The organism is Micromonospora sp. NPDC127501 (genome assembly GCF_040302185.1).
GTDB lineage: Bacteria > Actinomycetota > Actinomycetes > Mycobacteriales > Micromonosporaceae > Micromonospora.
In genome coordinates this window covers 247,170-268,103 of the sequence record NZ_JBEORJ010000002.1, presented here as the reverse complement: position 1 = coordinate 268,103, position 20,934 = coordinate 247,170, and the positions used below count along the sequence as shown (strand labels likewise).

The window sequence follows — 20,934 nt, the reverse complement described above, 5'->3', positions numbered from 1 at the left end:
ACTTGTCGTCGAACGGAGCTGTCTGGACAGCGCGGCGATCGAGGGCCGCTGCTGTCGGTCCGGATCGCCGCCCGCCCGAAACATCTCGGGCGGGCGGCGAGGGGCTCAGTTCTCGGTGACCAGGCCGGCGTCGACCACGTACTCTCCGCCATGCACGGCCTCGAATTCGGCGCTGGCGACGAGCAGGGTCGGCTCGAACTGGTACGAGGTCACGATGTCCGAGTCCGTGGCGTCGTCACCCACGTCTGCGACAGTCCGGCCGTACGTGGCGGCTGCCTCCAGCCGGACCTCGTACAGCAGCTCCGTGCGGGCGGTGATCGACCAGGTTCCGTCCGGGTTGACGGTGGTCGAGCCACCGCCAATGGCCTGTCCCTGCCGATTCCACAAACTCACGTCCAACACGCCGTCCGGGCCACCGGCGATGGCCGGCTCATCCGCCTCGCGCTGCCCATCCCGGTCAAGGTCGTGCCACACGCTGCCGCGGATGACGCACGTGCCCGAGATCGCCACCGTGACGGAGCCGGTGTTGTTGTCGGTGTTCGCCTCGCGGCGCTGTGGGGTGATGCTCGTGGTGATGGGCACCCTGCTGCCCGGCGCCGCAGCGACCACGACGAACGGCACGAACAGCCGGCTCGCCCGACCGCCAGCCGCCAGTTGCGGATGCGAGCACGTGTAGCTCGTCGTGCTCACCGCCGTGCAGCTCCAGCCCGGGTCATCCACCGACGCGGTCGCGGTCCTGAGCCCGGCGGGCACCGCGACCGTGACGCTGATCGGGTCCGACGCCCCGGTGCCGTAGTTCCGGATGTCGATCTGGGCGCTGAAGGTCTCGCCCTCCGCCGGGTTCAACACGTTGGTCATCATCAGATCGACGAGCAGATCGGGCTGGAGTCGCCCGGCCGCCACCGCGTCGGCCGGAGCGAGTGCCGCCGCGCCCCCGACGAGGGCGAGGGTGGCCAGTGAGGTGGAGAAGGTACGTCGGATCGAGTGGGAAAGGGAACGAGGGCGCATAGGTTCCTCACGTCGCCGGTGACGGCCCTCCCAGGACGGTGAAGGCCGCATTGGAGATCAAGATCTCCACTCATCCGGCGTCTCCGATCGGCCTGACGTTACAAAGACGGCGCCCGGCCGGAGGAAGCAAGCTCGGCGACGGCAAACATCTGGGCGAGTGCCTCCAAGGCCCGCAGAAGCTCGCCCGCTGTCACCCAAGGCGTAGCGTCCCAGGGCGTCCCTCGGTTCCCGGACCGCTGGCTCACCGCCCGCGCCCTCGACAGGCCGGCTACTTCAGGTAGGGGTTCGAGCTCTGGGGATCCGGCACGTCAGATCGGGCGGTGCGGGACAACTCTCGCCCGGTGCGCACGGGCCGATCGTGGCACACCAACTGCGGCCCCACTCGACCTCCCTGTCCTGGACGCGGGTGTGGAACGTCCTCTGGTGTCGGTGGGCGCAGGTAGTTTGGCCGAGAGTGAGGATGTGGGTCCTACTCCCTATTCCATGTGGAGTTCGACCGGCTGCGGTGTGCAACGATGATCGGCATGTCGACTTCACGAAAGGGCAATGCCGCGTAGGCGCCCCGCACAACTGCGTTCCGACTCCGTGTACCGGCGACCGCTTGATGGGTCGACCTCTGTCGTCCCCGGGCTCTCGGGGCGGGGCATGAGAGCCATCGCCTACCTCGAACGCACCCGCCTCTGGGACCACGCCGTCACTGATGCTCTGCTGACGTGGTCCTGGTTCGTGGACCACCCATGGCATCGCCTGTGGGACCCCACCTCCGGCTGCGGGGTGATGGAGTGCTGTCCGAACCCGCCCGAGCTGCGCTGGATCTTGGACGTCGCCGTTGCGGCCCTGCCGCCGAAGGATGCCCGAACCCTCCGCAAGCAGATTGCGGTCCTCGATGAGCAATGGTGATTGCTTGTATTCGCTGCTGCACCAGCCCCGCTCACGGCAACAGCGGCCCCGCAAAGGGCCGCTGAGCTGCGGAGGAGTGGGCCGCCAGGGACTCGAACCCTGAATCCCTCTCGTGCCGGATGGATCATGGCGAACCGGGCGGATCGACGCGCTTACCTGGGCGAACTCTTCCGTTGTCTGACAGCCGTTTACAGCCCTTCTCGGCCTCAGTTGTGCCGGATCTGTGCCCGATGATCTTCGGCCCGCCCCCGCTGCTGCGCCCTCAAGCCATCCCGTCGGCCTTCGTCCGCACACCGTGGAGTGGGTGGGGCCTGCCCGGTCAAGGTGGAGCACACCACCGTCTGAACGACCTTGACCGGGCAGGCCCCACCTGCTCGGCTCTGCCCGGACGGAGGTTGTCGGGATGGCCGCCAACCATCCCAGAGCGCCTGAGCGCCCCGCCAGAGGCACGCCCTGGTCGTCGCCTTCAACACCGAAGCCCCGGATCTGCCACTCATCATGGCGGCCCGGGGCTCCTTCGTATGTCGCGCCGTCGGCGGGCTGCAACCGTTCGGGGTGCGCCTCGTGCGCTTGCGCTAAGAGGCGCGGGGTCCCCGATCGGCGACCGGTGTCGGTCGGCCCCTGGTCGACGGCTGCGGCGGCCTCGGTTGATGTTTGACATGATCGCGGCAATCGCGCGAGTCGCGGCATGCAGGATGCCCTACGGGCCGGCGATGACCGGGCACGTTCCCGGTCGGTGTAGCGGTCTGGCCACGTCAGGGGCACCGGCACGATGGAGGACAATCCGCACCATGGTTGACCTAGACGGGCTGACCAACGCCGAGTACCTCGTGCTCAGCCCACTGGAAGAAGACACGCCACGACCGCTCTGGGAGATCGCGGAAGCCTTCATCGACTGCGTGGCTGGCGAGCTGCCGACGACAGAGCAGGTGGCTGCCCTCCTTGGACCGGCGCTGGCCTCCTTAGCGGCACACGGCCTAATAGAGATTCGCCGCTTCGGCGCCTGGCCAGCCCCCTGGGAGCAAGGGGCTGATGTGGTCGAACTCGGCACCGATAGCCGATGCGTCGACATCTGGTCACGGACCCGGACCCATGATGTGTTGGTCGCACGCATCACCGAAGTCGGCACCGAATGGTTCTGACCTATCGCCGCTTGGCTCGTCCAGACTCAGCGTGATCATGTCAAGCGTCAGCTGAGGCCGGTTTGTCAACCATCATGCGAGACCAGGCAGATCAGAACCAACGCTGTCGGGCTCCACTTGATCCGTTGCACATCGGCTTCACTTGAAGGGTGACAGTCGATCGACTCTCCCGGGCTCGGCTGTCACAGTGCGTAACCGGCGTGCCGCCTTCGCTGGGGCGTCCGATCCTCGCTGCCGGTCAAGACGCGCTGTCAGCGGCAAATGAGGATGCTGCCGTCGGCAACGCACTCCATACTTCGATCATAATTACCGGCGGCGAAGCTCTTCCTGTGCTGGTTATCGACGGGGGGAACTTCTCCGACCTCGACGGCTTCGCCCGCGAGTTCTCGAGCCTGCTCTGCCACTACGCCTGGAACGGGAACCTGGACGCCTTCAACGACATCCTTCGAGGTGGTTTCGGCACGCCCGAGGATGGCTGGGTGTTCAGATGGATCAACTCCGACTTGTCCAGGGCGGCGCTCAGCCACCATGCGACGATCCGTTGGCTCGAACAGATTCTGCGCACCTGCCACCCGTCGAACCGGGCGAGCGTCCGAGCAAGGATCAGCGACGCCCAGCAAGGAAGAGGTCCGACGCTCTTCGACATGCTTGTCGAAATCGTCCGTGCCCATGGTGCCGGTGGAGAGGAGTTCGAGGACGGGGTCGTGCTCGAACTGATGTGAGAGCCGGCGCCAGCCGGCGCGCCTCGCGCCCAACGAACGCGTCCTTGCGACCGCTCGACACGAGACTCCATACGCTCGATCGCGTCCATCTGGCGCTGTGCCGCGACCGGCCCCGGTCACCGTGTAACGCATCAAGCGGAGTACGACAGATCAGAACCAACGCGTCGAATACCGGGCCGCTATCTGGCTGGGGGCGGGGGAAGGGCTTCGCCTTGGTGAGGTGCTGGGGATGGAAGACGGCCCGCGCTGCGCCGACTTCGACCGTGGAGAGCTACACGTCGTCCAGCAGTTGCGGCACTCGCCGGAGCACTTCGGCGGCTTCTACCTCTCGACACCCAAGAGCGGTTCCGCCGGCACCGTCGACCTGGACGCGGTGGTCACCGAAGAACTGACCGCACACATCAGCGACGTCGGCCCCGTCGAGTTCGAGCTTCCCGACATCACCACGGGGGAGCGGCGGACTCGACCGGTGGCCGTCCTGTTCACCTCGTCCCGAGGGAAGCTGCTGACCGACACCTACTGGTCGGAGCTGTGGGCGGACTGGCGCGAAGCCGCTGGTTGGCCGAAGGAAGGAACCTTCCACTCCCTGCGCCACTTCTTCGCCACCACGCTGATGAGCAACGGCGTCGAGCGCCAGGGGGTGCAGAAGGCGCTACGGCACGCCAACCTGCGGATCACGCTGGAAACCTACGTCCACTGGCTGCCGAAGAAGGACCGCCCGCGCGGCTTGGTCGGCAACCTCCTGCGGCAGGCAGACGGCAAGCGGCGGGAACCCTCCACCGGCCAAGATCGGATCTAGGTTGTGCCCTGGTTGTGCCCGATGATCTTTGGCTGGCGTTTTTGCAGCTCAGAAGGGGTGAAAGGTGGGCCGCCAGGGACTCGAACCCTGAACCTATGGATTGCCGGCGAGCCGGCCTCCTGCGGTGTGGTTCGAGGTCACCCGGGCTGCTGGCGTGCTTTTCGGTCCGGTTCGGCCTGCACGGTTGCTGTACTCCGCTGCTGTACTGCTGGCATCAGACGAGGCGCTGGATGCGGACCTTGGGGCGCTCGTTCATGAGGTGTCCGTGCTTGTGCTGGCGGACCTGCTCGTTCCAGACCTCCTGGTCGTAATCGGGGTCCGGCGGGATCCATTTGTGGGAGCCGTCGCTGTAGTGGTACTTCCCGTCGCCGGGTCGCAGGATGCTCATCGGGTCCAGCCGAGGAAGCGGTGGTGCAGGTGGCCGGCGGGGACTTGGGACAGGTCCTGGGCGGCGTCTACTAGTTGGGCGGCCAGGTAGAGGGCGAGTGACACGGGGGCGCGGTCGTACTCCGCTCGCAGCTCTCGGCGGCGGGTGTGACAGGGCCAGTCGGCACCGCAGCCGCCGCAGGTCCAGGCCGGCGTGATCGGGAGGTGGTTCGTCACTTCGGCTCCCCCCGCTCGGCCGACGGTTCCGATGACGAAGCGGATAGCCGGCCGTCCTCTGAGGGCCAGTGACCCCGGTTGATCGGGATTCGATGCCTCGTATGGCAGGGCAACTCGCCCCCGCATCGGCAGACCTTCCGCCATCGCTGCCATGACCAGACCGGTCGGTGCCGCCTTGCCAGGGTTAGCGCGACGGCCACTAGGTACTCCTCGTACGACACGCGAGGCACCAGGTCTCCCCTCGGGCGTTCTTCGATCTCACGGGCAGGTGGAGCCGGTCGCCGGCTGTTGTCCCAGCTCATGTCACCGTAACGACGTAGGACTGTAGATACAATAAGATGTAGAACTGTTGGACACGTAGCGTCACATTTGTGATCGACCCCAGCGCGGATCGCGCCGTGTTCCGGCAGCTCGCAGACCTCCTGCGAGACCGGATCGCGTCTGGCGACCTCGCGCCCGGGGCCTCGCTTCCCAGCGAGCTGCGGTTGGCTCAGGAGTACGGGCTGAGCCGCACGAGCGTCCGACAGGCGGTAGCGCTACTCCGGTCGGAAGGGCTCGTGATCGTGGAACCACCGCGCGGCACGTTCGTCCGCGCCGACGAGCCGACCGAAACGGTGACCCTCCTCAAGGGCGACACCGCCACCGCTCGGATGCCCACCCCCGCCGAACGGCGCGAGCTGGAGATCGGTGAGGGCATCCCGGTCATCGTGATCTTCCGGGCCGACGGCTCGCGCGAGGTATACGCCGCCGTCCGCATCCGCGTCGGCCGCTGACCCCTGCCGCAGCCGTCAGCGACCCCCGTTGGGGGGATGCGGACTCGATCTGTCAGCCACTGCCAGCCGGTGTCGGCCCGCGCCAACGAGCAGGTGCGCGACTTTGTCAGTTGACGTTCGGGAACGACCTGCATCAAGGCCCGCGCTGCCTTGTTGCTGCCTCGCTACCTGACGGAGAGGGTCTTCGCTGGCTGGCATGCCAGGAATCGGTGCCGTCGTGGTTGAAGTTTCGCTGCATGCTCGGCAAGGTAGGGCGGTGAGGCGATCTGAGCAGTACGGCGTTCAACTGGAAGTGCTACTTGCGCTGATCACCTACCTCGGGTTGACCGGCTGGCGCAGTCGGGCACCACATGGTCTATCTAGGGACCTCGGCCTTGACGAGGCCAAACTGACGGCGGCCCTCAACCAGTTTCCCGGTCTCTTTCGTAGGGGATCTTTGGTGGACACGGCGGCCGGGCGGCAACATTCGTACACCTTGCATGCAAGGTACGCGCTACGCCGGCCACGCCCCCGAAACACTGGCGACCTAGGCCCTCAAAATTCCGACAATCAACCGCGCTCGCTGAGCGACCCAACACCTACGCAGGACGGCAGGGGCGAAGAGCTAGACGCGGACACCCTTCGCGCGCTGCTGGACTTCGTAACGCAAGAAGCACGGGCAGAGCGAGACATGCGTCATCAGCGGTTGTCCCAGGTGTGGGTGCTGGTAGGTGTTGGCGTCGCCGCGGTTGCCAGCGTGGTCGGAGCGGTCATACAGGCAGCGTCTTAGCACTGACCTACGCATTACGAGTCGGTGGCCCGGTCCTGGTCCGCCGCCCCGTCCTCGTGCCCAACATGGTGCCCCGGTCCGCGATCGTCCGCTGATTCTCGCCGGTTTTGCTGCTCGCTTGGCTGCTCGGCGGGACCCGACGGCTCGCGCTACTTCTGGCTGAGACCGCGCAGCTAGTCCATCACGCCGCAATCTACGGTGACCCGCTCGTCATGACCACCATCGGGGGGAACCGGTTTCATGCTGTCGGCGAGTGATGTTCGGGGTCGAGTAGCGACGGTGGCCAGCTGCTGCCACGGTCTGTTGACAAAGCCCGCCAGCGGCCGCCAGGCCCTTCGCTGCTTCGTCGCTTCTCGCCTCGCCCCGGGTGGCCCCTCCCACTATGGCCTGGGGGCGGAAGACGAGGACCGTTCACCGCCGACGAGGGCGGTGAGTTCGGCCCGACGGGGCACTAGGGCGCCCGCCGGGACGTGCTGCGCCGGCCGGACCTGGCGGCGGCGTCCACATCGCCCGTCCTTTGCGCCTGCCCGCCAACCGGCCAAATCTGCCAAGGCCGGACGGGGCGTGACCCGAGGACTGGACGGCATATGGTTCTGTAGTGGCGAATCTCGGAAGCGAGCAGTTGCTATCACTCGTCCAGCAAGCTCTAAACGAACTCGACGACCGGGCGATCGATGTCAGTGCGCGCCGCGCTGCTCGCATCGCTTCCCTGCTAGGAGACACGGTCTTCGCCGTGTACCTCGGGCTGGAACTGAAGCCGCTCGGCGGTCATCCCCCGGCCAACGCCATCGACACCCGACGCCTTATGGCCAACCCGTCGCTGTGGGACGACCCGAACGGGCCCGTCGAGGAAGCGTTCACCATCTACGAAAGCGTGCGCGCCATCACCGATGGGCCCGATAAGGGCAAGATCGACGGCCGCGGGCTCGCTGAAGTCGACGCTCTCCTTACCGGCATCGGCGCCGACCAGGGACTAGATCCGCACCAGAAGATGCAGCTCACCAACCGCTTCCTGAAGATTCGCGAGCACGTTCGTCACACCGTCTTCGCCGCCCTCTGTGAATGGGAACGGCAGCTGACCTACGCCAACGTCAACGAGCGGATCTTCGAGCGCTTCCGCTCCAGAGTCGACGGACTGTTGGCTCAGGGCGCCCCGACGGTGTTAGACCAATTCAGCGCTGTCTACCGACGGCTTCAGGAGGCGACAAAAAATCCAGCGGCACCGCTGACCGAGGACCTGGCGCAGGCGGTCACGACGTGCCGGCGGATCCTGAAAGCCATCGCTGACCACCTTCTTCCCGGCGTTCCGGGTGCCACGACCGAGGCGGGTGTCTCGTTAAACGACGCGGCCTACCGGAACCGGATCTATCAATTCATCAAGGACAACGCCGAGAGCGAGGCGACCGCCGACACCGTCAAGACCGCACTCGGCGGTCTCTATGAGCGCTTCACCGCTCTGGACAAACTGGCCAACAAGGGAGTCCACGCAGAGCTGGGCGTCCACGAGGCTGAGCTGTGCGCCATAAGCACCTACCTGGTGGCGGGAGAACTTCTAGCCGTCGGCGAATCGCCCGGCAAGCCAGACGGGGCGCAGCCGAGCAGCATGATCCGGCAAGCGCAGAGCGTCGACTGACCTCCGCCCAACGGTCGGCCGATCCTTCACCTCTCCCGTCCCGGACGTCTCGCTTACAAGAGGAACATGCCGCTGGCGCGACACCCCGGCTGCCTGGAAGTGGCCCAAACTGGTCCATCTCCCTCATGTCTGGGCTACTTCCGTCTGAGCTCTGTGCGTCGCGTCCGTACGTGTCCGGGAACGGCCGCACGCTCGGAACCTCGTCCATGCCAGCCCTCGCCAGGGTGCCGCCGTCCGTCCCCGTTGCTGTCAGCGCTGCTGTCGACAGCCATCCCGCCGTCGACCGTGGTCCGGCCCCCGCTGGGGCGACCCGGTTTCAATCTCTTGGTTGCTGCCATCGGATGGCGATCCAGCTCGAGGCACAGGCATCTCGCGTGGTCGGTTACGGTTCGGGCTCGACCCGCATCAGAGCTTGTGCCGCCCTCTTGCCGCCTTGATCTCGGGCGTCTCACCACCTCAACGTACCCAGTCGGCCGGGCCGATGGCTGTCAGGCACTGACTCACCGAGCTGTCGCTGACTGTTACTCAGGGCAGCGGCAGCATGACTGTGATTGGTATCTTCGCCATCTCAACCAAGTCGCCGGCGTTTGGGACCACGCACTGACCGCTCGCGCTAGGTACGCTCTGCGGGGCAGGCGACGGTCATGAGACTGAGGAGCTCACTGTGGACCCTTGGGTCACCATCCCGTCAGGAGCGCTTGCGGCATACCGGTATCGCGAGGAGATCCGGAGCATTTGGGGGAAGACCCTAGAGAAGCTTGTGGGAAAGAAGTCGCACATCGTCTTCACAGGGATGCCGGGTGTCGGTAAGACTGTGCTCCTAGATCACTTGACGGGACGGGGTTTCGATCCGAAATACCTGCCGCCCGGCCGGTCGGTTAACGCCGAACGGGGCAAGGTCAACCAGAGTGGCAACAAAATGGCAATCACGGTGATCCCGGGTCAGTTGTCCCAACCGCGACTGGAGCACCTGGCTCAGGCATTCGATACGAAACAACCAGTTGACGGGGTTGTCCACGTCGTCTGCAATGGCTTCGCTGCACAAAGAGACCCATTCCAAGTCGAGTATCTTCGCGAAAACGGTATCGACACGCTGGAGAAGTATCGGGAGCACCATCGCCAACGCGAACTTGAGGACTTTGCCGCAGTTTCGAACGCTATCCGTGTAGCGGCCAAGAAGCATCGCAAGGCACCCTGGCTACTTGTCGCAGCCGACAAGCTCGATCTTTATGGCAGCGAGGCAGAGCGTTTGGCTGCCCGCCGATATTACGGATCAGATGGCGGTGCGTTCTTTGAGTTGGTCAATACGTTGCGTCATCGCGTCGGTACGGACAACATGACATACGACCTCCTACCCGCTTGTGCCTGGATCGAAGACTTCGAGTGGGCCGGGGAAAAGGTGTCACCCACCCTCGGCAATCAAGAAAGGCAGGGTCTTATCCTGCACCTTGCCAATGCCATCTACGAACGGTGCCGGCAGTGAGCAACGAACGGGACGACCAACGGATTGCGGAGGCGAACGATCTCCTGGGGCTAGCGGAAAGCATCCAAGAGCGATACGAGGTGTTAACGAGGCGGTGGATCCTTCTTAGGACTCAGATTGCGTTACTGACGATCCTCGTAGCGGCTGCCATAATTGGCGTCTACCTGTTTAGTGACATCCGAGACACGGTCCGCCAATACGTTCTAGCGGTCGGAATTCTATATCTGGTGCTCATTCTTGTGTTTGCCTTCATGGTGTATGAGCGACAGAGAGGCCCGATCGCGCGGGAAGCGCGCGCCTTAGCCCAGGTGGTCGCGATTCTGCACGAGATCGAGGCAAGCGCTTCCGATCTTCAGCAGTGGACGGCCCTAGAAAGGGCACAGTTCCGTATCCGACTCGCGCGGTTTGAGATCGAACCTTATGGCCTCCGCATGGTCGGGCCGAGCGCGAGAAACTCGCTTTGGCGCGGTCGGCGCAGCTGACAGCAGGCCTATCGCCACAAGCTTCTACTGTGGAACGGCCACGAACGCTAAGCGCGGCCGATTCGCCGCCAAGCCCCGACTAGGGTGTCCTAACGGAAGCAGCGGCAATCTGCGAGCTGCGGCAGCAGCGGTGCTGAGCCCTTCGAGGGGTCAACCTGAGTCCTGGACGCCCGGGGTTGCCCAAGCCTGTCGTCCCGCGGTTAGTTACCCAGCCCGGATGTCAGACGTTGAAGCGGAACCAAGAGCCGCTGCCTTGCTACCAGCGGCGACGTAGTTCGACGCCTGCTCACACGACGTCTCGGGCTGCCATGGTTGCTTGCTCGTTGACGACGTTTCACGGTGTCTTGTGCCCCGTGTGTGCCCCAGACCCGCCGTCGAGAGTCGCCCACCTAGCGTCGATAGTCCTTCTTGGCCAGGTCACCGCTGGTCCGACTCTGACTGCCTAGCGACGGCCTAGAGCTGCTCTTCGTCGTCGATGTCGAGTGCTGGCCGCTGCGGCACGTCATCGATTGCCCATCGTGTTTCGGCGGCGCGGAGCCGAGCAAAGGCCTCCGAACAGATCTCCGACACCAACTCAGGTGTCGGCGTGAGGTACGGATGGGCGGGAAGCGCCCGCACCTCCGCGAGCAGGAGGGCCTCCTCATCATCAAGAGTCAACGTCTGCGCATCATCACCGGCTAGGGCGAGCCTTATAGCTGCGGTCATGAGAGCGGCAGCAGCTTGTGCCCGCGGGACACACCGCTCGTCATAGAGGCCTGCATCGCCTGACTGGTCGTGGTGGTAGTGCCCCATGTTGATCTCATCATCGATCACCCCGTCGGCCCGGATTAACGTGAGCCAGACTTGCTGAACCACCGGCGTGGTGTAGAGCTTGACGCGCCCAGTGAGCTGGTTGCGGTGTACCCCCAGAGTGGCGAGGTCAGCGGCCCGATTGCGTCCCGCGTTAATGTTCTCGTACCAGACCTGGCGATCCTCAACATGTTCCGCCATATCGACAAAGAGCTGGTGTCGGATATCGCGAAGCTGATCCGCTCGGTGCCGTGCGTGACGTAGCTCATCCATCGTCAGCTCGCGCTCGCGTGTAGCTCGTTGAGACCAAGCAGCGCCTGCGAAAGTGAAGAGGCCACCGACCAGTGAGCCGCCGAGGGCAGTCAGCAATGTGGCCCACCAAGGCGTCGGCGTCATCCCGAGGATCTTGGCACCAGGTCCGCCTACTGTCCACGCCCGATTCGACACAAGAAACCGGCGTACAGGTCGACTCGTCGTCGCCCAGCAGGTCAGCCGCCTTACGCGGTGGCCTACCTGCTTTTCTCCGGGTGCTGCTGGTCGGTCGTCGGTTGACTCTGGTCGGCGTTTGGCGGCCTGGGGACGGCCCGGACGGCCCGGAGGCAGCCCCATCGCCTAACGACCGCCTGGCGGATGGTGCCCCACGCAACCCCGAAGCCAGGAAATCTCTGTCACATCTAGGACACTCTCTGGGATCCCCGCCTCGCGCTGAGATCCATAGATTGTTCGGACTGGGAGTGTTTCCTATCCCGAACGGAGACCTCTGTGACGAAGCAGCGCCGAGTAGTGTTCGCTCGTATCAACCGCCGTAACAGCACCCTCGACATGCGCCCCTTCGCTGAGGACATGCGGGCTCTCGCGGATAGCCGTCTGATGACCTTCCTCGCTCCGGCGACACCAGAGCGGCCCGCACGCACCTGGTACGCGGCCGACATGCGGTTGGCGATGGGCGACGACTTCATGACCGGCGTCTTGGGCTACTCCGTCATGGAGCAGAAGCGATCCTTCGACAACGACAGTTGGTCATGGATCAAGGGCGCTACCGAGGACTCGGACGCCGCCTCTCAAGACACGGTCGTCCCGTTTGCCGTCGACCTCCGAGAGCACAACCGCTGGGTGGCGTTCACGACCACGCACCGGATTCGCGCCGAGACCTTCCGCCCGGCGTTGGGAAAGGCGCTCTCGACGGCCGCGCAGAACTTGGGCCTTCTCCCAGCGGACTGGGAGTGTGACCCCGTTGTGTCTCAGGACACCGTGCAGGAGTGGATCAATCGGCACCCCTACGTCAAGCTCCTTCGGCGCACCGTCAAGTTCTCCAACCCGGGACGAGACTTGGACGAGGTGCGAGCCAAGATGCGCTCAATGCAGGCAAGAAGGGCAACGGAGGAGTTTGCTGCCTATCCATCCCAGGCACTCAACGTCGAGGCCGACGCCTTCTGGGACAAGCTCCAGGGGTTGGAAACCGGGGATGCCCGTGTCTTCATGAAGTCGCGCGAAGCCCAAGGCGTAGATGCCAAGTTCGACAGTGACCTCAAGACTGATGAGACCCGCATCGATGACTACGGTCGAGACCTAGAGCGCGGGATGGACCTTGTGCTGAGAGCCCTCGTGGTCTACGCAGACACTCGCCCGTCGCGCCCCGCCGGATAGACGATCAAGCCCGGGTATGTCACACCCGAAGCGTACGTTTGTTCTAACGCGAAGGGAGGGTGACGACCTTGGTTAGCTCGATCAACCGACATTTGTGGACCGCGCTGGACTTCAAGCTGAGCGAACTCCTGCGTGTTGACCTCGCTATCGGAGTGCTCTTCGGGGTGGCGGCGCTGGCATTGTCCTTCACCTACCCCGACGCGGTTCTACGGGCCGCACCAGGCGCCATCGGCGTCGTCGGAGTGATCGTCGGAGCCGTGGTCGCAGGTATCTCATTTCAGGCCGCCTTCATGGATCAAGCCTTCCTGAGGAAGATCCGAGCGATCGGTATGGATCCGGTCTACTTCCTGGCTCCCTTCCTCTTCACAGCCGTGCTCGGCGTCGTGGCAATGCTTGGCCTTATCGTCCTCGCGGCCCTCAGTCCGAAGGCACCCGAAGTGGCGATTGCCGTCGTCAGCACGCCTACTGCACTGATCACCACGTGGAGCATCGCAAGTCTGGTGCCGGGCATGGCAACTCTGGTCCAGTTCGTGGGCCTGAAGATGGACGCTCTTGACGTGCCGGACGAGATCGGCCACATGCCTCCGGGGCCGTCAAGGGGGCCTTGACATCGATGTTCGCCGCCCCGACCGCCGCGACGAGGCTGTGGTGGGGATGCGGCGCGGGCACCCCGGGCAGGCCTCCGCCTGCCGGCAACGCCGGCCCGAGGGGTCGCAGAGGCTCCGGGGTCAAGGGCGGCCCGCAGGGCCGTCGCGCAGCGATGCGAAGCACCCTTGAGGCTGGAGGGGCGGCCCCGCATCCTCCGCGCCGCATCCCCACCACGGCCGGCCGAGAGTCGCCCCACGGCGCGGCGGTGCAACGGCCGCCGCGCTCCGGCCGGCTGCCGGCCCATGAATACCAACCACACTCGGCGCTACCGTCTGCGGCGGCCCTGGGCTTCCCGCTCTCCGCGCCAGCCGCCGGGCGTCTTGCGTGGCCGCCGTGGAGCGACAGCGGAGCGTCGGACGCGCGCCCAGGCGGCGGCGCTTGCGGCCCGTCTCGGGCCGCCTTGATAGACGTACAGAAAGTCCTCCCACATCGGCTGGCGGCCGGCGGGTCCCGCCCCGACCTCCGATGTCACGGCGGGTTGACGTGTCGGCACGCGGTGCTACTCTGGCGCTCGTCGAGCACGCTAGCGCGGCCTTCCTGCCTAATCGCTGGGCTCGAACTCAGAGACGCTGAGCGGCCTTCCTGCCGCTGATGCGGGTCACGTCCCGCCAGCTGTCGATCGCACCGGCCATCGTGCCGGTCTCCCGAATCCGCTGAGCGGCCCAGCACGGCCTTCCCTGCCGTCCACGATGGCCCGGATTCGCACACCTCCACGGGTGGGGGCAGCCTGCGGCAACCCGCCGAATGCCGATATTCCAGGCTCCCCACTCGTGCCGGCCCCGATCACCGAGTCCATGAGCGCGAAAGGACATGACCATCGGCGGTACGTGGCATCACCACGAACCCGCCCTCCGGCGTCGGCCGCCCTTCCGGCGGTGCCAGGAGACACGACGAACACCACCAGCGGACCAACGTCCACGGCTGGTGGTGCTTCGTCTCCCGTCCCTGCCACCCCTAGAGGAGAAGACCGTGTCCAGCCAGCACACCCTGTACCGTCCCGGCGTTGCCAGCGGCCGTGACGCCCAAGCCCTGCATCGCGCCGCCACGCCGGAGTTCTCCGGCTGGCTGGAGCACACCGCTTCCGCCGGCGGCTGCTCCCGCCCGATCCGCCTCTCCGGCACTATCGCCGCCGTCGAGCGAGTCACCGGCCGCGTTTTGGTGGACCAGCACACCGACGAGCTGCCCGACCGGGCGCTGTACAAGGCGTGCGGCAACCGCCGCGAATCGCAATGCCGAGACTGCGCCTGGGTCTACCAGGGTGACGCCTACCAGGTCGTCCGCTGCGGCCTGACCGGCGGCAAGGGCGTACCCGATTCGGTAGGTCGGCACCCGGTTGTCTTCGCCACCTTCACCGCCCCGTCCTTCGGCCCGGTCCATCACCGGCACGTTCCCCGCCACACCTGTGCTACCCGGCGGCGCTGCGACTGCCGGCCCGCTCCCTGCCGCGCCCGCAGCACCGCGGGCACCTGCCAGCACGGTCAGCCCGCGGCCTGCTTCGTCCGTCACGACGCTGACGATCCCCGGCTCGGGCGGCCGTTGTGCCTGGACTGCTACGACCACGACCACCAGGCCGTCTGGAACTACTTCTCCGGTGAGCTGTGGCGACGCACCAAGCAGGCCATGGAACGGCACCTCGCCGTGCTGTGCCGACGTCGCGGCCTCCCGCAGGTCCAGGTCGTCACTGACTCCGGCAAGGTGCGCCGGGTGCCGCCCGTGCGGGTGTCGCACGGCAAGGTTGCCGAGATGCAGAGAAGGGCAGCCGTGCATTTCCACGCCGTGCTGCGCCTCGACGGCGTCGACCCCGACGACCCGGACGCTCTCGTGCCGCCACCGGCCGGAATCACTGTCGATGACCTGGACGCAGCCATCCGCGTCGCCGCCTCCCGGATCACCGTCACCACACCCGCACACCCGGACCGGCCGCACGGCTGGCAGGTGGTTTGGGGTGAGCAGCTCGACGTCCGACGGATCAACAGCCGTGGTGGCGAGCTGACCGACGGCAAGGTGGCCGCCTACCTGGCCAAGTACGCCACGAAGGCCACCGAGGCCACCGGCCACATCTCCACTCGGCTTACCCCGGCGACCATCGACGACTACGCCGACCCAGAAGGCGACCACCTCGCCCGCCTCATCGACGCCTGCTGGCACCTCGGACGGCCCACCGGAACCGACACCACCAGCGGCGCCGCAACGGCTGGCGACCGTCAAGACAGCCTTGACACTAAATCGAACGCCTATGCCGGCCTGCGACGCTGGGCGCACATGCTCGGCTTCGGCGGCCACTTCCTCACCAAAGCCCGTCGCTACTCCGTCACCTTCGGCCTGCTCCGAGACACCCGCGCCACCTACCGCCGCACGGAAGACGACGACACCACCGACGCCATCACCGTCGGCACCCTCACCTACATCGGGTCCGGCTGGCTCAGCGACGGTGACGCCCTGCTTGCCAACACCGCCGCGTGGCAGCGACGCGAGAGCCGACGTGTCGGCCGGGAAGAACTCGCCCACGCTGCCTGGCTCATCGGGGCCGCCGCATGAGCCGAGACCTCACTCCGCGCTGGTACTCGCCCGCCGAGGTCGCCGTCCTGCTCGGCTTCGGCATTTCCAAGGTCAAGATGAAGATCGCCACCGGCGAGCTGCGCTCCATCAAGGACGGCAAATACCGCCGCGTCCTCCCGGAGTGGGTGGACGAGTACATCCGTGATCAGGTCGAGCGTCAGGAGGCGGCCTGATGCCCGGACGTGCACGAGCTAACGGTGAGGGGTCGATCTTCCCGTACCGGAACGGCTTCGCCGCGTACGTCTGGGTTGAGAAGCCCGACGGCAAGCGGGGCCGGAAGTGGGTCTACGGAAAGACCCGCGAAGAGGTCCACGACAAGTGGATCAAGCTGCACGGGCAGGCCAAAGCCGGCCCGGTGGCGACGCGGTCCCCGACGGTGGGGGAGTACGCCGGCTACTGGTTGAGCGAGATCGTCAAGCCGAACCTTGCCCCGGGCAGCTACGTCACCTACGAGGTGGTGGCCCGGCTCTACCTCGTCCCGGGGCTGGGCCGGAAACGCCTCGACAAGCTCAGGGTCAGCGACGTGCAGACCTGGATCAACGAGGTCGGGCGGACCTGCCAGTGCTGCGCCCAGGGCAAGGACGAGCGGCGCAAGCCCGCGCAGCGTCGCTGCTGTGCTCTCGGCCGCTGCTGCCAGGATCTGCCCTCGGCAACCAGTGTCACCCACCTGCGGACCGTGCTCCGGACCCTGCTCTCCCAAGCCATCACCGAAGGGCTGATCACCCGCAACGTCGCGTCCCTGGTGAAGCTGCCACCGGTACGGAAGCGCAAGCGGAAGGCGTGGACGAGCGACGAGGCACGGTGCTTCCTGGAGTCGGCCCGCGCCGACGACGACCCGCTCTACGCCGCGTACGCCCTGGTCCTGGTGCTCGGTCTGCGCAAGGGCGAGATGTTGGGGATCACCTGGGCTGACGTCGACCTCGACGCGGGGGAGTTGACCATCGACCGGCAGCTCCAGCGGGTCGGTGCCGAACTGCTGCACCGGGAGACGAAGACGGCCGCCTCGGACGCCACCCTGCCGCTGCCGGACATCTGCACCGTGGCGCTGGGCCGACGCCGCGTCGCCCAGAACGCCGCTCGGGACGTCGCCGGACCGGCATGGCAGCCGTCCGACCTGATCTTCACCACCCGCTACGGCCGACCGGTCGAGCCGCGCAACTTCAACCGCTTCTGGGACCGGCGCTGCGACGCGGCGGGAGTCCGGCGGATCACGGTCCGGGACGCCCGGCGGACCTGTGCCTCGCTCCTGGCCGACCTGGACGTGCATCCACGGGTGGCGATGCAGATCCTTCGGCACGCGCAGTTCGCCATCACCATGGAGATCTACACGGTGGTGTCGTCGGCGGCCACCCGCGACGCGCTCAAGCGGCTGGGAGAGACCTTGCGGTGACGCCGTAGATGCTAAGCCGGTTACTCCTGAGTCTCCTGGTCATCGGCCACGTAACCCGCTGAGGCTAACAGTTCGCGCACCCGCTCGACGTCGGACGCGGGCGGCCGCTTCGGCCCGACAGCCAGAGTGGCGTGGTGGTTGACGTCGGCAGGGTGACCATGGACCAGTTCGGCGACGACGTCGGCGAGGTTTCGGTCAGAGAAGTCGGGCCACAGCACAACGAGGAGAGGTAGGTAGTCCGCATCAGGAACCCCGCCGGGGTACGCCCTACGCAGGATCTCAAGTTCACGTGCGAGATAGGGCGGCAGCACGCGAGCCAGTGTCGCACGAGCTTACGGCTGTACTTCGCTGCTGTATCGGCCCCGATCGTCGTGCCGGCAGCCCCGATCATGCCTGCTGACCTGCGGAGAAGTGGGCCGCCAGGGACTCGAACCCTGAACCTATGGATTAAAAGTCCACAGCTCTGCCATTGAGCTAGCGGCCCGCGCGCTCAGGTTACCCGACCGTCTGCTCCCCGGCTGATGTCCGCCCCCGGTCCAGGGGAGCGATGCTGATCTACACCCGCGGCGGTGTGAGCGCTGGGCGATCACCGTTAACGGTGCACGGCCGGGTGGCACGCTGAGACGGCCAACTGGCGAAGTGGTTGCCGTCTGCAGCTGCTGCAACATGTGCGGCGAACTTCGCACCGCTTTGTCCCCAGTATGGCTTTATCACCCCTCGACGGTGAACCGGCGAGGGGCCCCAGCCACGCACATGCGGCTCGGACCCCTTCCGCAGTCAGTCCGACGGATGCTGCTGCCCGGGCTCGATATCGTCAGAGCGCCAGCGGTTGGCTGGTCACAGGAACTCGCTGCGGTAGGTCGAGGCCAGCTCGGCACCGCGGCGGCGGCGTTCGGCGAGTTCGTCCGGTGAGAGCTGCGGTGGCGGTGCGTCCTTGCCCGCGACGACGTCGCCGATGCGGGTGAAGTATTCGTCCTGCCCGGCCGGGGTGCACATACAGAGCATGTGGGCCGGTGCACCGGAGGTGTTGCGGAAGTTGCGCGGTGCGTTGGCCGGGATGTTGATCGTGGAGCCGGCCCGCACGACGTGCTTCTCGCCGCGGAAGGTGAACTCGATCTCGCCCTCAAGGATCGTAAACATCTCCTCGAAATCGTGCCGGTGCGGCGGCGGCCCGCCGCCGTCGGGGACGCGCATGTCGATCAGGCAGTACGCGCCGTTGGTCTGCTCGCCTGTGATCAACATGCCGTAGGTGTTGCCCACCAGGGAGATGTAGGTCGTGTCGGGACCGTCGGGGTCCGCCACGGTCAGCGAGCGAGTGGGATCGTCGTCGGGAATCATCGAAATCGTCTCCTGGAGTGTGCGGTCGGTCGGTTGGTTCGATCGGCCGGGCGGCGGCGCGTCCCCCGAAGGCAACTCGACGGGGCCGCTCGTTTGATCCTCGTGGAGAGCACCGCCACCTCGCGTACTTTCCTGTGGCTGGCCCGGACTGCTCTGGCCGGGACTGCTACAGCCGCGGCTGCTGCGCCTCGGCCACCTGCACGCACCGGCGCAGGGCGGCCGCTATGTAACTGCGCCACAGGGGGGGCGAAGGGACCGGCGAGGATAGGGCGCCGGCCTGGGAGCGGCTTGAACTCGTAGGTCCAGCGGATGAGAGTGCCGTCCCCCGTCGGGGTTGAAGTTGAACTCGCCCCGCACGCCGCCAGCAAGGCGAGAGAGGACGTTCGTGAACCCGGTCAGCGCCGTACTCTCCCGCAACTGGCGCACCGCGGCACCGAACTCGTGACGTTCCACAGCTCAATTGCGCCCGGACAGTCCGGACAGCCCGTGTGGCGGGCGGCATCGACGTCCACTGCCACGGCCAGCGGACCGGCGTATGCCGGTGGGAGACCTACCTGCCATCGCTCAGTTTTGGTGGCAGGGCCGATTGACCTTGCACGTAGCAAAGCTGCAGCCGGAATTCCCAACTCCGAGGCGCTGGGTCGTGAGCTGGGGTGAATCCAGCGACCTCGCGCGGCGGTGCATGGGATTGGGTCGGTGGGGAACCAGGACCGGCATGGGATCGAGCCGCTTGCCAGCCGTGGCGGCCTCCGGCGAGGAGGTCGGGCCCGATGGCGTACGCCAGCCGGGTGGGGAGGTGCACGCCTGGTTGCCCGGCCAGAACCAGACGGTCTGTGGCCTGGCGCTGAGCCGGACCCGACTGCGTCGCTTCCCGCATGTGCGCTTCGATTACTCGGGTACCGACGTGCTCACCGAGGCGGACGCGGTGGGTTGGATCTGCCCACGCTGTCTGGCCGCCACCGCCGGTAGGCGGGGCAAGGAGAAGCACGGCTGGGTACGGGAGTCTCCTCGCCCTTGATCGACTCGGGGTCCCGGAAGTCGGGCTGTCCTGTGCGCTCGGATCCCGCGACTTTCAGGAAGTCGAGTGGATCAAGTGGCGGGGCGGGAGCCACCCGCTGGTGGGCGGTTGAGCTGCTGCTGGGCGGGTACGGGGTCGGGCATGCGGATCGTGGTGGTGGGGGCGAGCGGCAACGTCGGTACGGCGCTGCTGCGGCGGCTGCGCCGGGAGCGGGGCGTGGAACTGGCCGGGGTCGTTCGACGGTTGCCCGGGCCGGATGCCGGCGAACCGTACGACCAGGTGGAGTGGCACTCCTGCGACATCGGCGCGCCGAGCGCGGTCGGGCAGCTCGCCGAGGTGTTCGCGGGCGCGGACGCGGTGGTGCACCTGGCCTGGCAGATCCAGCCCAGCCACGACCAGCGGGTGCTGCGTCGGACCAACGTCGAGGGCAGCCGGGCGGTGATCAACGCAGTGGTCCAGGCCGGTGTGCCAGCCCTGGTGTACGCCTCGTCGGTCGGCACCTACGCGCCCGGCCCGAAGGACCACCCGATCAGTGAGCGGTGGCCGGCCACCGGTGTGCCCGGTTCGTCGTACAGCGAGCACAAGGCCGAGGTGGAGGCGCTGCTGGACGGGGTCGAACGGGATCAGCCGACGCTGCGGGTGGTGCGGATGCGACCCGGGCTGATCTTCCAGCGGGCCGCGGGCGTGGAGATCACGCGCTACTTCCTCGGCCCGTTGGCGCCGGTGCGCCTGCTGCGCTACGGCCGGATCCCGCTGGTGCCGACGAACCGCCGGTTGCGGATGCAGGCGGTGCACGCCGATGACGTGGCTGACGCGTACGCCCGGGCGGTGTTGGGTGATGCGCGCGGCGCCTTCAACGTCGCCGCGGACCCGGTGCTCACTCCGGAGCTGGTGGCCCGGCACTTCCATGGTTGGACGGTGCCGGTCGCCGCGCCGGTGCTGCGGGTGGCGGCGGCGCTGACCTGGCGGGCGCGGCTGCAACCGGTCGACGTGGGCTGGGTGGAGCTGGGTCTGAACGCCCCGCTGATGTCCAGCGAGCGCGCGGAGACCGAGCTGGGCTGGCAACCGAGGATCAGTGCGCTGACGGCGCTCAAGGAACTCTTCGCCGGGATGGCCGACGGCGACCACACGCCGAGCCCGCCGATGTCCGGCGCACGGGACCTGCCCGGCCGCCCCGCTGCCCTCCTCCGCGCCCGGCCTCCAGGCGAAGGAAACCCCTACTGACCCCACC

The 20,934-nt window shown here is 66.6% G+C and carries 21 protein-coding genes and 1 tRNA gene; 15 read left to right on the top strand and 7 right to left on the bottom strand.

Features of this window, described 5'->3' with window-relative positions; genetic code table 11:
* Positions 1-105 precede the first annotated feature (105 nt).
* Positions 106-1,008, bottom strand: coding sequence for an SdrD B-like domain-containing protein (locus ABTW72_RS05235; RefSeq protein WP_350854548.1), 903 nt, complete (start codon positions 1,006-1,008; stop codon positions 106-108).
* A 645-nt stretch (positions 1,009-1,653) separates the two neighbouring features.
* Here ABTW72_RS05235 and ABTW72_RS05230 point away from each other — a divergent pair.
* The 4 genes from ABTW72_RS05230 to ABTW72_RS05215 all read left to right on the top strand — a co-directional run bounded on the left by ABTW72_RS05230 (position 1,654) and on the right by ABTW72_RS05215 (position 4,571).
* The gene (locus tag ABTW72_RS05230) at positions 1,654-1,908 is read left to right on the top strand and encodes a hypothetical protein (protein ID WP_350854546.1); all 255 of its coding nucleotides are present in this window, start codon (positions 1,654-1,656) and stop codon (positions 1,906-1,908) included.
* A 791-nt stretch (positions 1,909-2,699) separates the two neighbouring features.
* Complete coding sequence (locus ABTW72_RS05225; protein WP_350854543.1) at positions 2,700-3,050, top strand: hypothetical protein; 351 nt, start codon at positions 2,700-2,702, stop codon at positions 3,048-3,050.
* A gap of 149 nt (positions 3,051-3,199) precedes the next feature.
* Positions 3,200-3,772 carry a barstar family protein gene (locus ABTW72_RS05220; RefSeq protein ID WP_350854540.1) on the top strand — a complete coding sequence of 191 codons (573 nt, stop codon included), beginning with the start codon at positions 3,200-3,202 and terminating at the stop codon, positions 3,770-3,772.
* Between the two features lie 130 nt (positions 3,773-3,902).
* Complete coding sequence (locus tag ABTW72_RS05215; RefSeq protein WP_350855412.1) at positions 3,903-4,571, top strand: tyrosine-type recombinase/integrase; 669 nt, start codon at positions 3,903-3,905, stop codon at positions 4,569-4,571.
* A gap of 214 nt (positions 4,572-4,785) precedes the next feature.
* Here ABTW72_RS05215 and ABTW72_RS05210 read toward each other — a convergent pair whose 3' ends face one another.
* Positions 4,786-4,959 (bottom strand): hypothetical protein, encoded by a 174-nt coding sequence (locus ABTW72_RS05210; protein WP_350854538.1) that lies wholly within the window; start codon positions 4,957-4,959, stop codon positions 4,786-4,788.
* Positions 4,956-5,174 carry a flavin reductase gene (locus ABTW72_RS05205; protein WP_350854535.1) on the bottom strand — a complete coding sequence of 73 codons (219 nt, stop codon included), beginning with the start codon at positions 5,172-5,174 and terminating at the stop codon, positions 4,956-4,958. The genes ABTW72_RS05210 and ABTW72_RS05205 overlap by 4 nt, the downstream gene beginning before the upstream one ends.
* 371 nt (positions 5,175-5,545) lie before the next feature.
* On the opposite strand from ABTW72_RS05205, the gene ABTW72_RS05200 reads away from it, so the two are divergent.
* From ABTW72_RS05200 to ABTW72_RS05185, 4 genes are all read left to right on the top strand, one after another.
* Complete coding sequence (locus tag ABTW72_RS05200) at positions 5,546-5,947, top strand: GntR family transcriptional regulator (RefSeq protein ID WP_203174052.1); 402 nt, start codon at positions 5,546-5,548, stop codon at positions 5,945-5,947.
* A gap of 1,367 nt (positions 5,948-7,314) precedes the next feature.
* Positions 7,315-8,349, top strand: coding sequence for a hypothetical protein (locus ABTW72_RS05195; protein ID WP_350854533.1), 1,035 nt, complete (start codon positions 7,315-7,317; stop codon positions 8,347-8,349).
* A gap of 664 nt (positions 8,350-9,013) precedes the next feature.
* Entirely contained in the window at positions 9,014-9,832 is an 819-nt protein-coding gene (locus tag ABTW72_RS05190) for a GTPase (protein WP_350854530.1), read from the top strand.
* Positions 9,829-10,314, top strand: a complete 486-nt coding sequence (locus tag ABTW72_RS05185) for a hypothetical protein (RefSeq protein WP_350854527.1) — start codon at positions 9,829-9,831, stop codon at positions 10,312-10,314. The genes ABTW72_RS05190 and ABTW72_RS05185 overlap by 4 nt, the downstream gene beginning before the upstream one ends.
* A 453-nt stretch (positions 10,315-10,767) precedes the next feature.
* Here the strand turns inward: ABTW72_RS05185 and ABTW72_RS05180 are convergent, their stop codons facing one another.
* Positions 10,768-11,499 carry a hypothetical protein gene (locus tag ABTW72_RS05180; protein ID WP_350854524.1) on the bottom strand — a complete coding sequence of 244 codons (732 nt, stop codon included), beginning with the start codon at positions 11,497-11,499 and terminating at the stop codon, positions 10,768-10,770.
* Positions 11,500-11,865: 366 nt separating this feature from the next.
* Between ABTW72_RS05180 and ABTW72_RS05175 the strand changes: the two genes are divergently transcribed.
* From ABTW72_RS05175 to ABTW72_RS05155, 5 genes are all read left to right on the top strand, one after another.
* Complete coding sequence (locus ABTW72_RS05175; RefSeq protein WP_350854521.1) at positions 11,866-12,750, top strand: DUF4747 family protein; 885 nt, start codon at positions 11,866-11,868, stop codon at positions 12,748-12,750.
* A gap of 59 nt (positions 12,751-12,809) precedes the next feature.
* Positions 12,810-13,358 (top strand): hypothetical protein, encoded by a 549-nt coding sequence (locus tag ABTW72_RS05170; RefSeq protein WP_350854518.1) that lies wholly within the window; start codon positions 12,810-12,812, stop codon positions 13,356-13,358.
* A 1,009-nt stretch (positions 13,359-14,367) separates the two neighbouring features.
* The gene (locus ABTW72_RS05165; RefSeq protein ID WP_350854516.1) at positions 14,368-15,936 is read left to right on the top strand and encodes a replication initiator; all 1,569 of its coding nucleotides are present in this window, start codon (positions 14,368-14,370) and stop codon (positions 15,934-15,936) included.
* Positions 15,933-16,130 (top strand): excisionase family DNA-binding protein, encoded by a 198-nt coding sequence (locus tag ABTW72_RS05160; protein ID WP_350854513.1) that lies wholly within the window; start codon positions 15,933-15,935, stop codon positions 16,128-16,130. The genes ABTW72_RS05165 and ABTW72_RS05160 overlap by 4 nt, the downstream gene beginning before the upstream one ends.
* Positions 16,130-17,347 (top strand): tyrosine-type recombinase/integrase, encoded by a 1,218-nt coding sequence (locus ABTW72_RS05155; protein ID WP_350854510.1) that lies wholly within the window; start codon positions 16,130-16,132, stop codon positions 17,345-17,347. Before ABTW72_RS05160 ends, ABTW72_RS05155 begins: the two co-directional genes overlap by 1 nt.
* Before the next feature lie 20 nt (positions 17,348-17,367).
* Here the strand turns inward: ABTW72_RS05155 and ABTW72_RS05150 are convergent, their stop codons facing one another.
* The 3 genes from ABTW72_RS05150 to ABTW72_RS05140 all read right to left on the bottom strand — a co-directional run bounded on the left by ABTW72_RS05150 (position 17,368) and on the right by ABTW72_RS05140 (position 18,685).
* Complete coding sequence (locus ABTW72_RS05150) at positions 17,368-17,658, bottom strand: DUF3349 domain-containing protein (RefSeq protein WP_350854507.1); 291 nt, start codon at positions 17,656-17,658, stop codon at positions 17,368-17,370.
* Between the two features lie 101 nt (positions 17,659-17,759).
* Positions 17,760-17,831: transfer RNA gene (locus ABTW72_RS05145), tRNA-Lys, on the bottom strand.
* A 353-nt stretch (positions 17,832-18,184) separates the two neighbouring features.
* The gene (locus tag ABTW72_RS05140; protein WP_350854504.1) at positions 18,185-18,685 is read right to left on the bottom strand and encodes a cupin domain-containing protein; all 501 of its coding nucleotides are present in this window, start codon (positions 18,683-18,685) and stop codon (positions 18,185-18,187) included.
* A 715-nt stretch (positions 18,686-19,400) separates the two neighbouring features.
* On the opposite strand from ABTW72_RS05140, the gene ABTW72_RS05135 reads away from it, so the two are divergent.
* Complete coding sequence (locus ABTW72_RS05135; protein WP_350854501.1) at positions 19,401-19,703, top strand: hypothetical protein; 303 nt, start codon at positions 19,401-19,403, stop codon at positions 19,701-19,703.
* A gap of 141 nt (positions 19,704-19,844) precedes the next feature.
* Complete coding sequence (locus ABTW72_RS05130; RefSeq protein WP_350854498.1) at positions 19,845-20,927, top strand: NAD-dependent epimerase/dehydratase family protein; 1,083 nt, start codon at positions 19,845-19,847, stop codon at positions 20,925-20,927.
* Positions 20,928-20,934 lie beyond the last annotated feature (7 nt).

Excerpts from the sequence above, each read along its gene's own strand:
- ABTW72_RS05235 (WP_350854548.1), bottom strand. The coding sequence starts at position 1,008 with ATGCGCCCTCGTTCCCTTTCCCACTCGATCCGACGTACCTTCTCCACC.
- ABTW72_RS05230 (WP_350854546.1), top strand. The coding sequence starts at position 1,654 with ATGAGAGCCATCGCCTACCTCGAACGCACCCGCCTCTGGGACCACGCC.
- ABTW72_RS05225 (WP_350854543.1), top strand. The coding sequence starts at position 2,700 with ATGGTTGACCTAGACGGGCTGACCAACGCCGAGTACCTCGTGCTCAGC.
- ABTW72_RS05210 (WP_350854538.1), bottom strand. The coding sequence starts at position 4,959 with ATGAGCATCCTGCGACCCGGCGACGGGAAGTACCACTACAGCGACGGC.
- ABTW72_RS05180 (WP_350854524.1), bottom strand. The coding sequence starts at position 11,499 with ATGACGCCGACGCCTTGGTGGGCCACATTGCTGACTGCCCTCGGCGGC.
- ABTW72_RS05160 (WP_350854513.1), top strand. The coding sequence starts at position 15,933 with ATGAGCCGAGACCTCACTCCGCGCTGGTACTCGCCCGCCGAGGTCGCC.
- ABTW72_RS05155 (WP_350854510.1), top strand. The coding sequence starts at position 16,130 with ATGCCCGGACGTGCACGAGCTAACGGTGAGGGGTCGATCTTCCCGTAC.
- ABTW72_RS05140 (WP_350854504.1), bottom strand. The coding sequence starts at position 18,685 with ATGATTCCCGACGACGATCCCACTCGCTCGCTGACCGTGGCGGACCCC.
- ABTW72_RS05135 (WP_350854501.1), top strand. The coding sequence starts at position 19,401 with ATGGGATCGAGCCGCTTGCCAGCCGTGGCGGCCTCCGGCGAGGAGGTC.
- ABTW72_RS05130 (WP_350854498.1), top strand. The coding sequence starts at position 19,845 with ATGCGGATCGTGGTGGTGGGGGCGAGCGGCAACGTCGGTACGGCGCTG.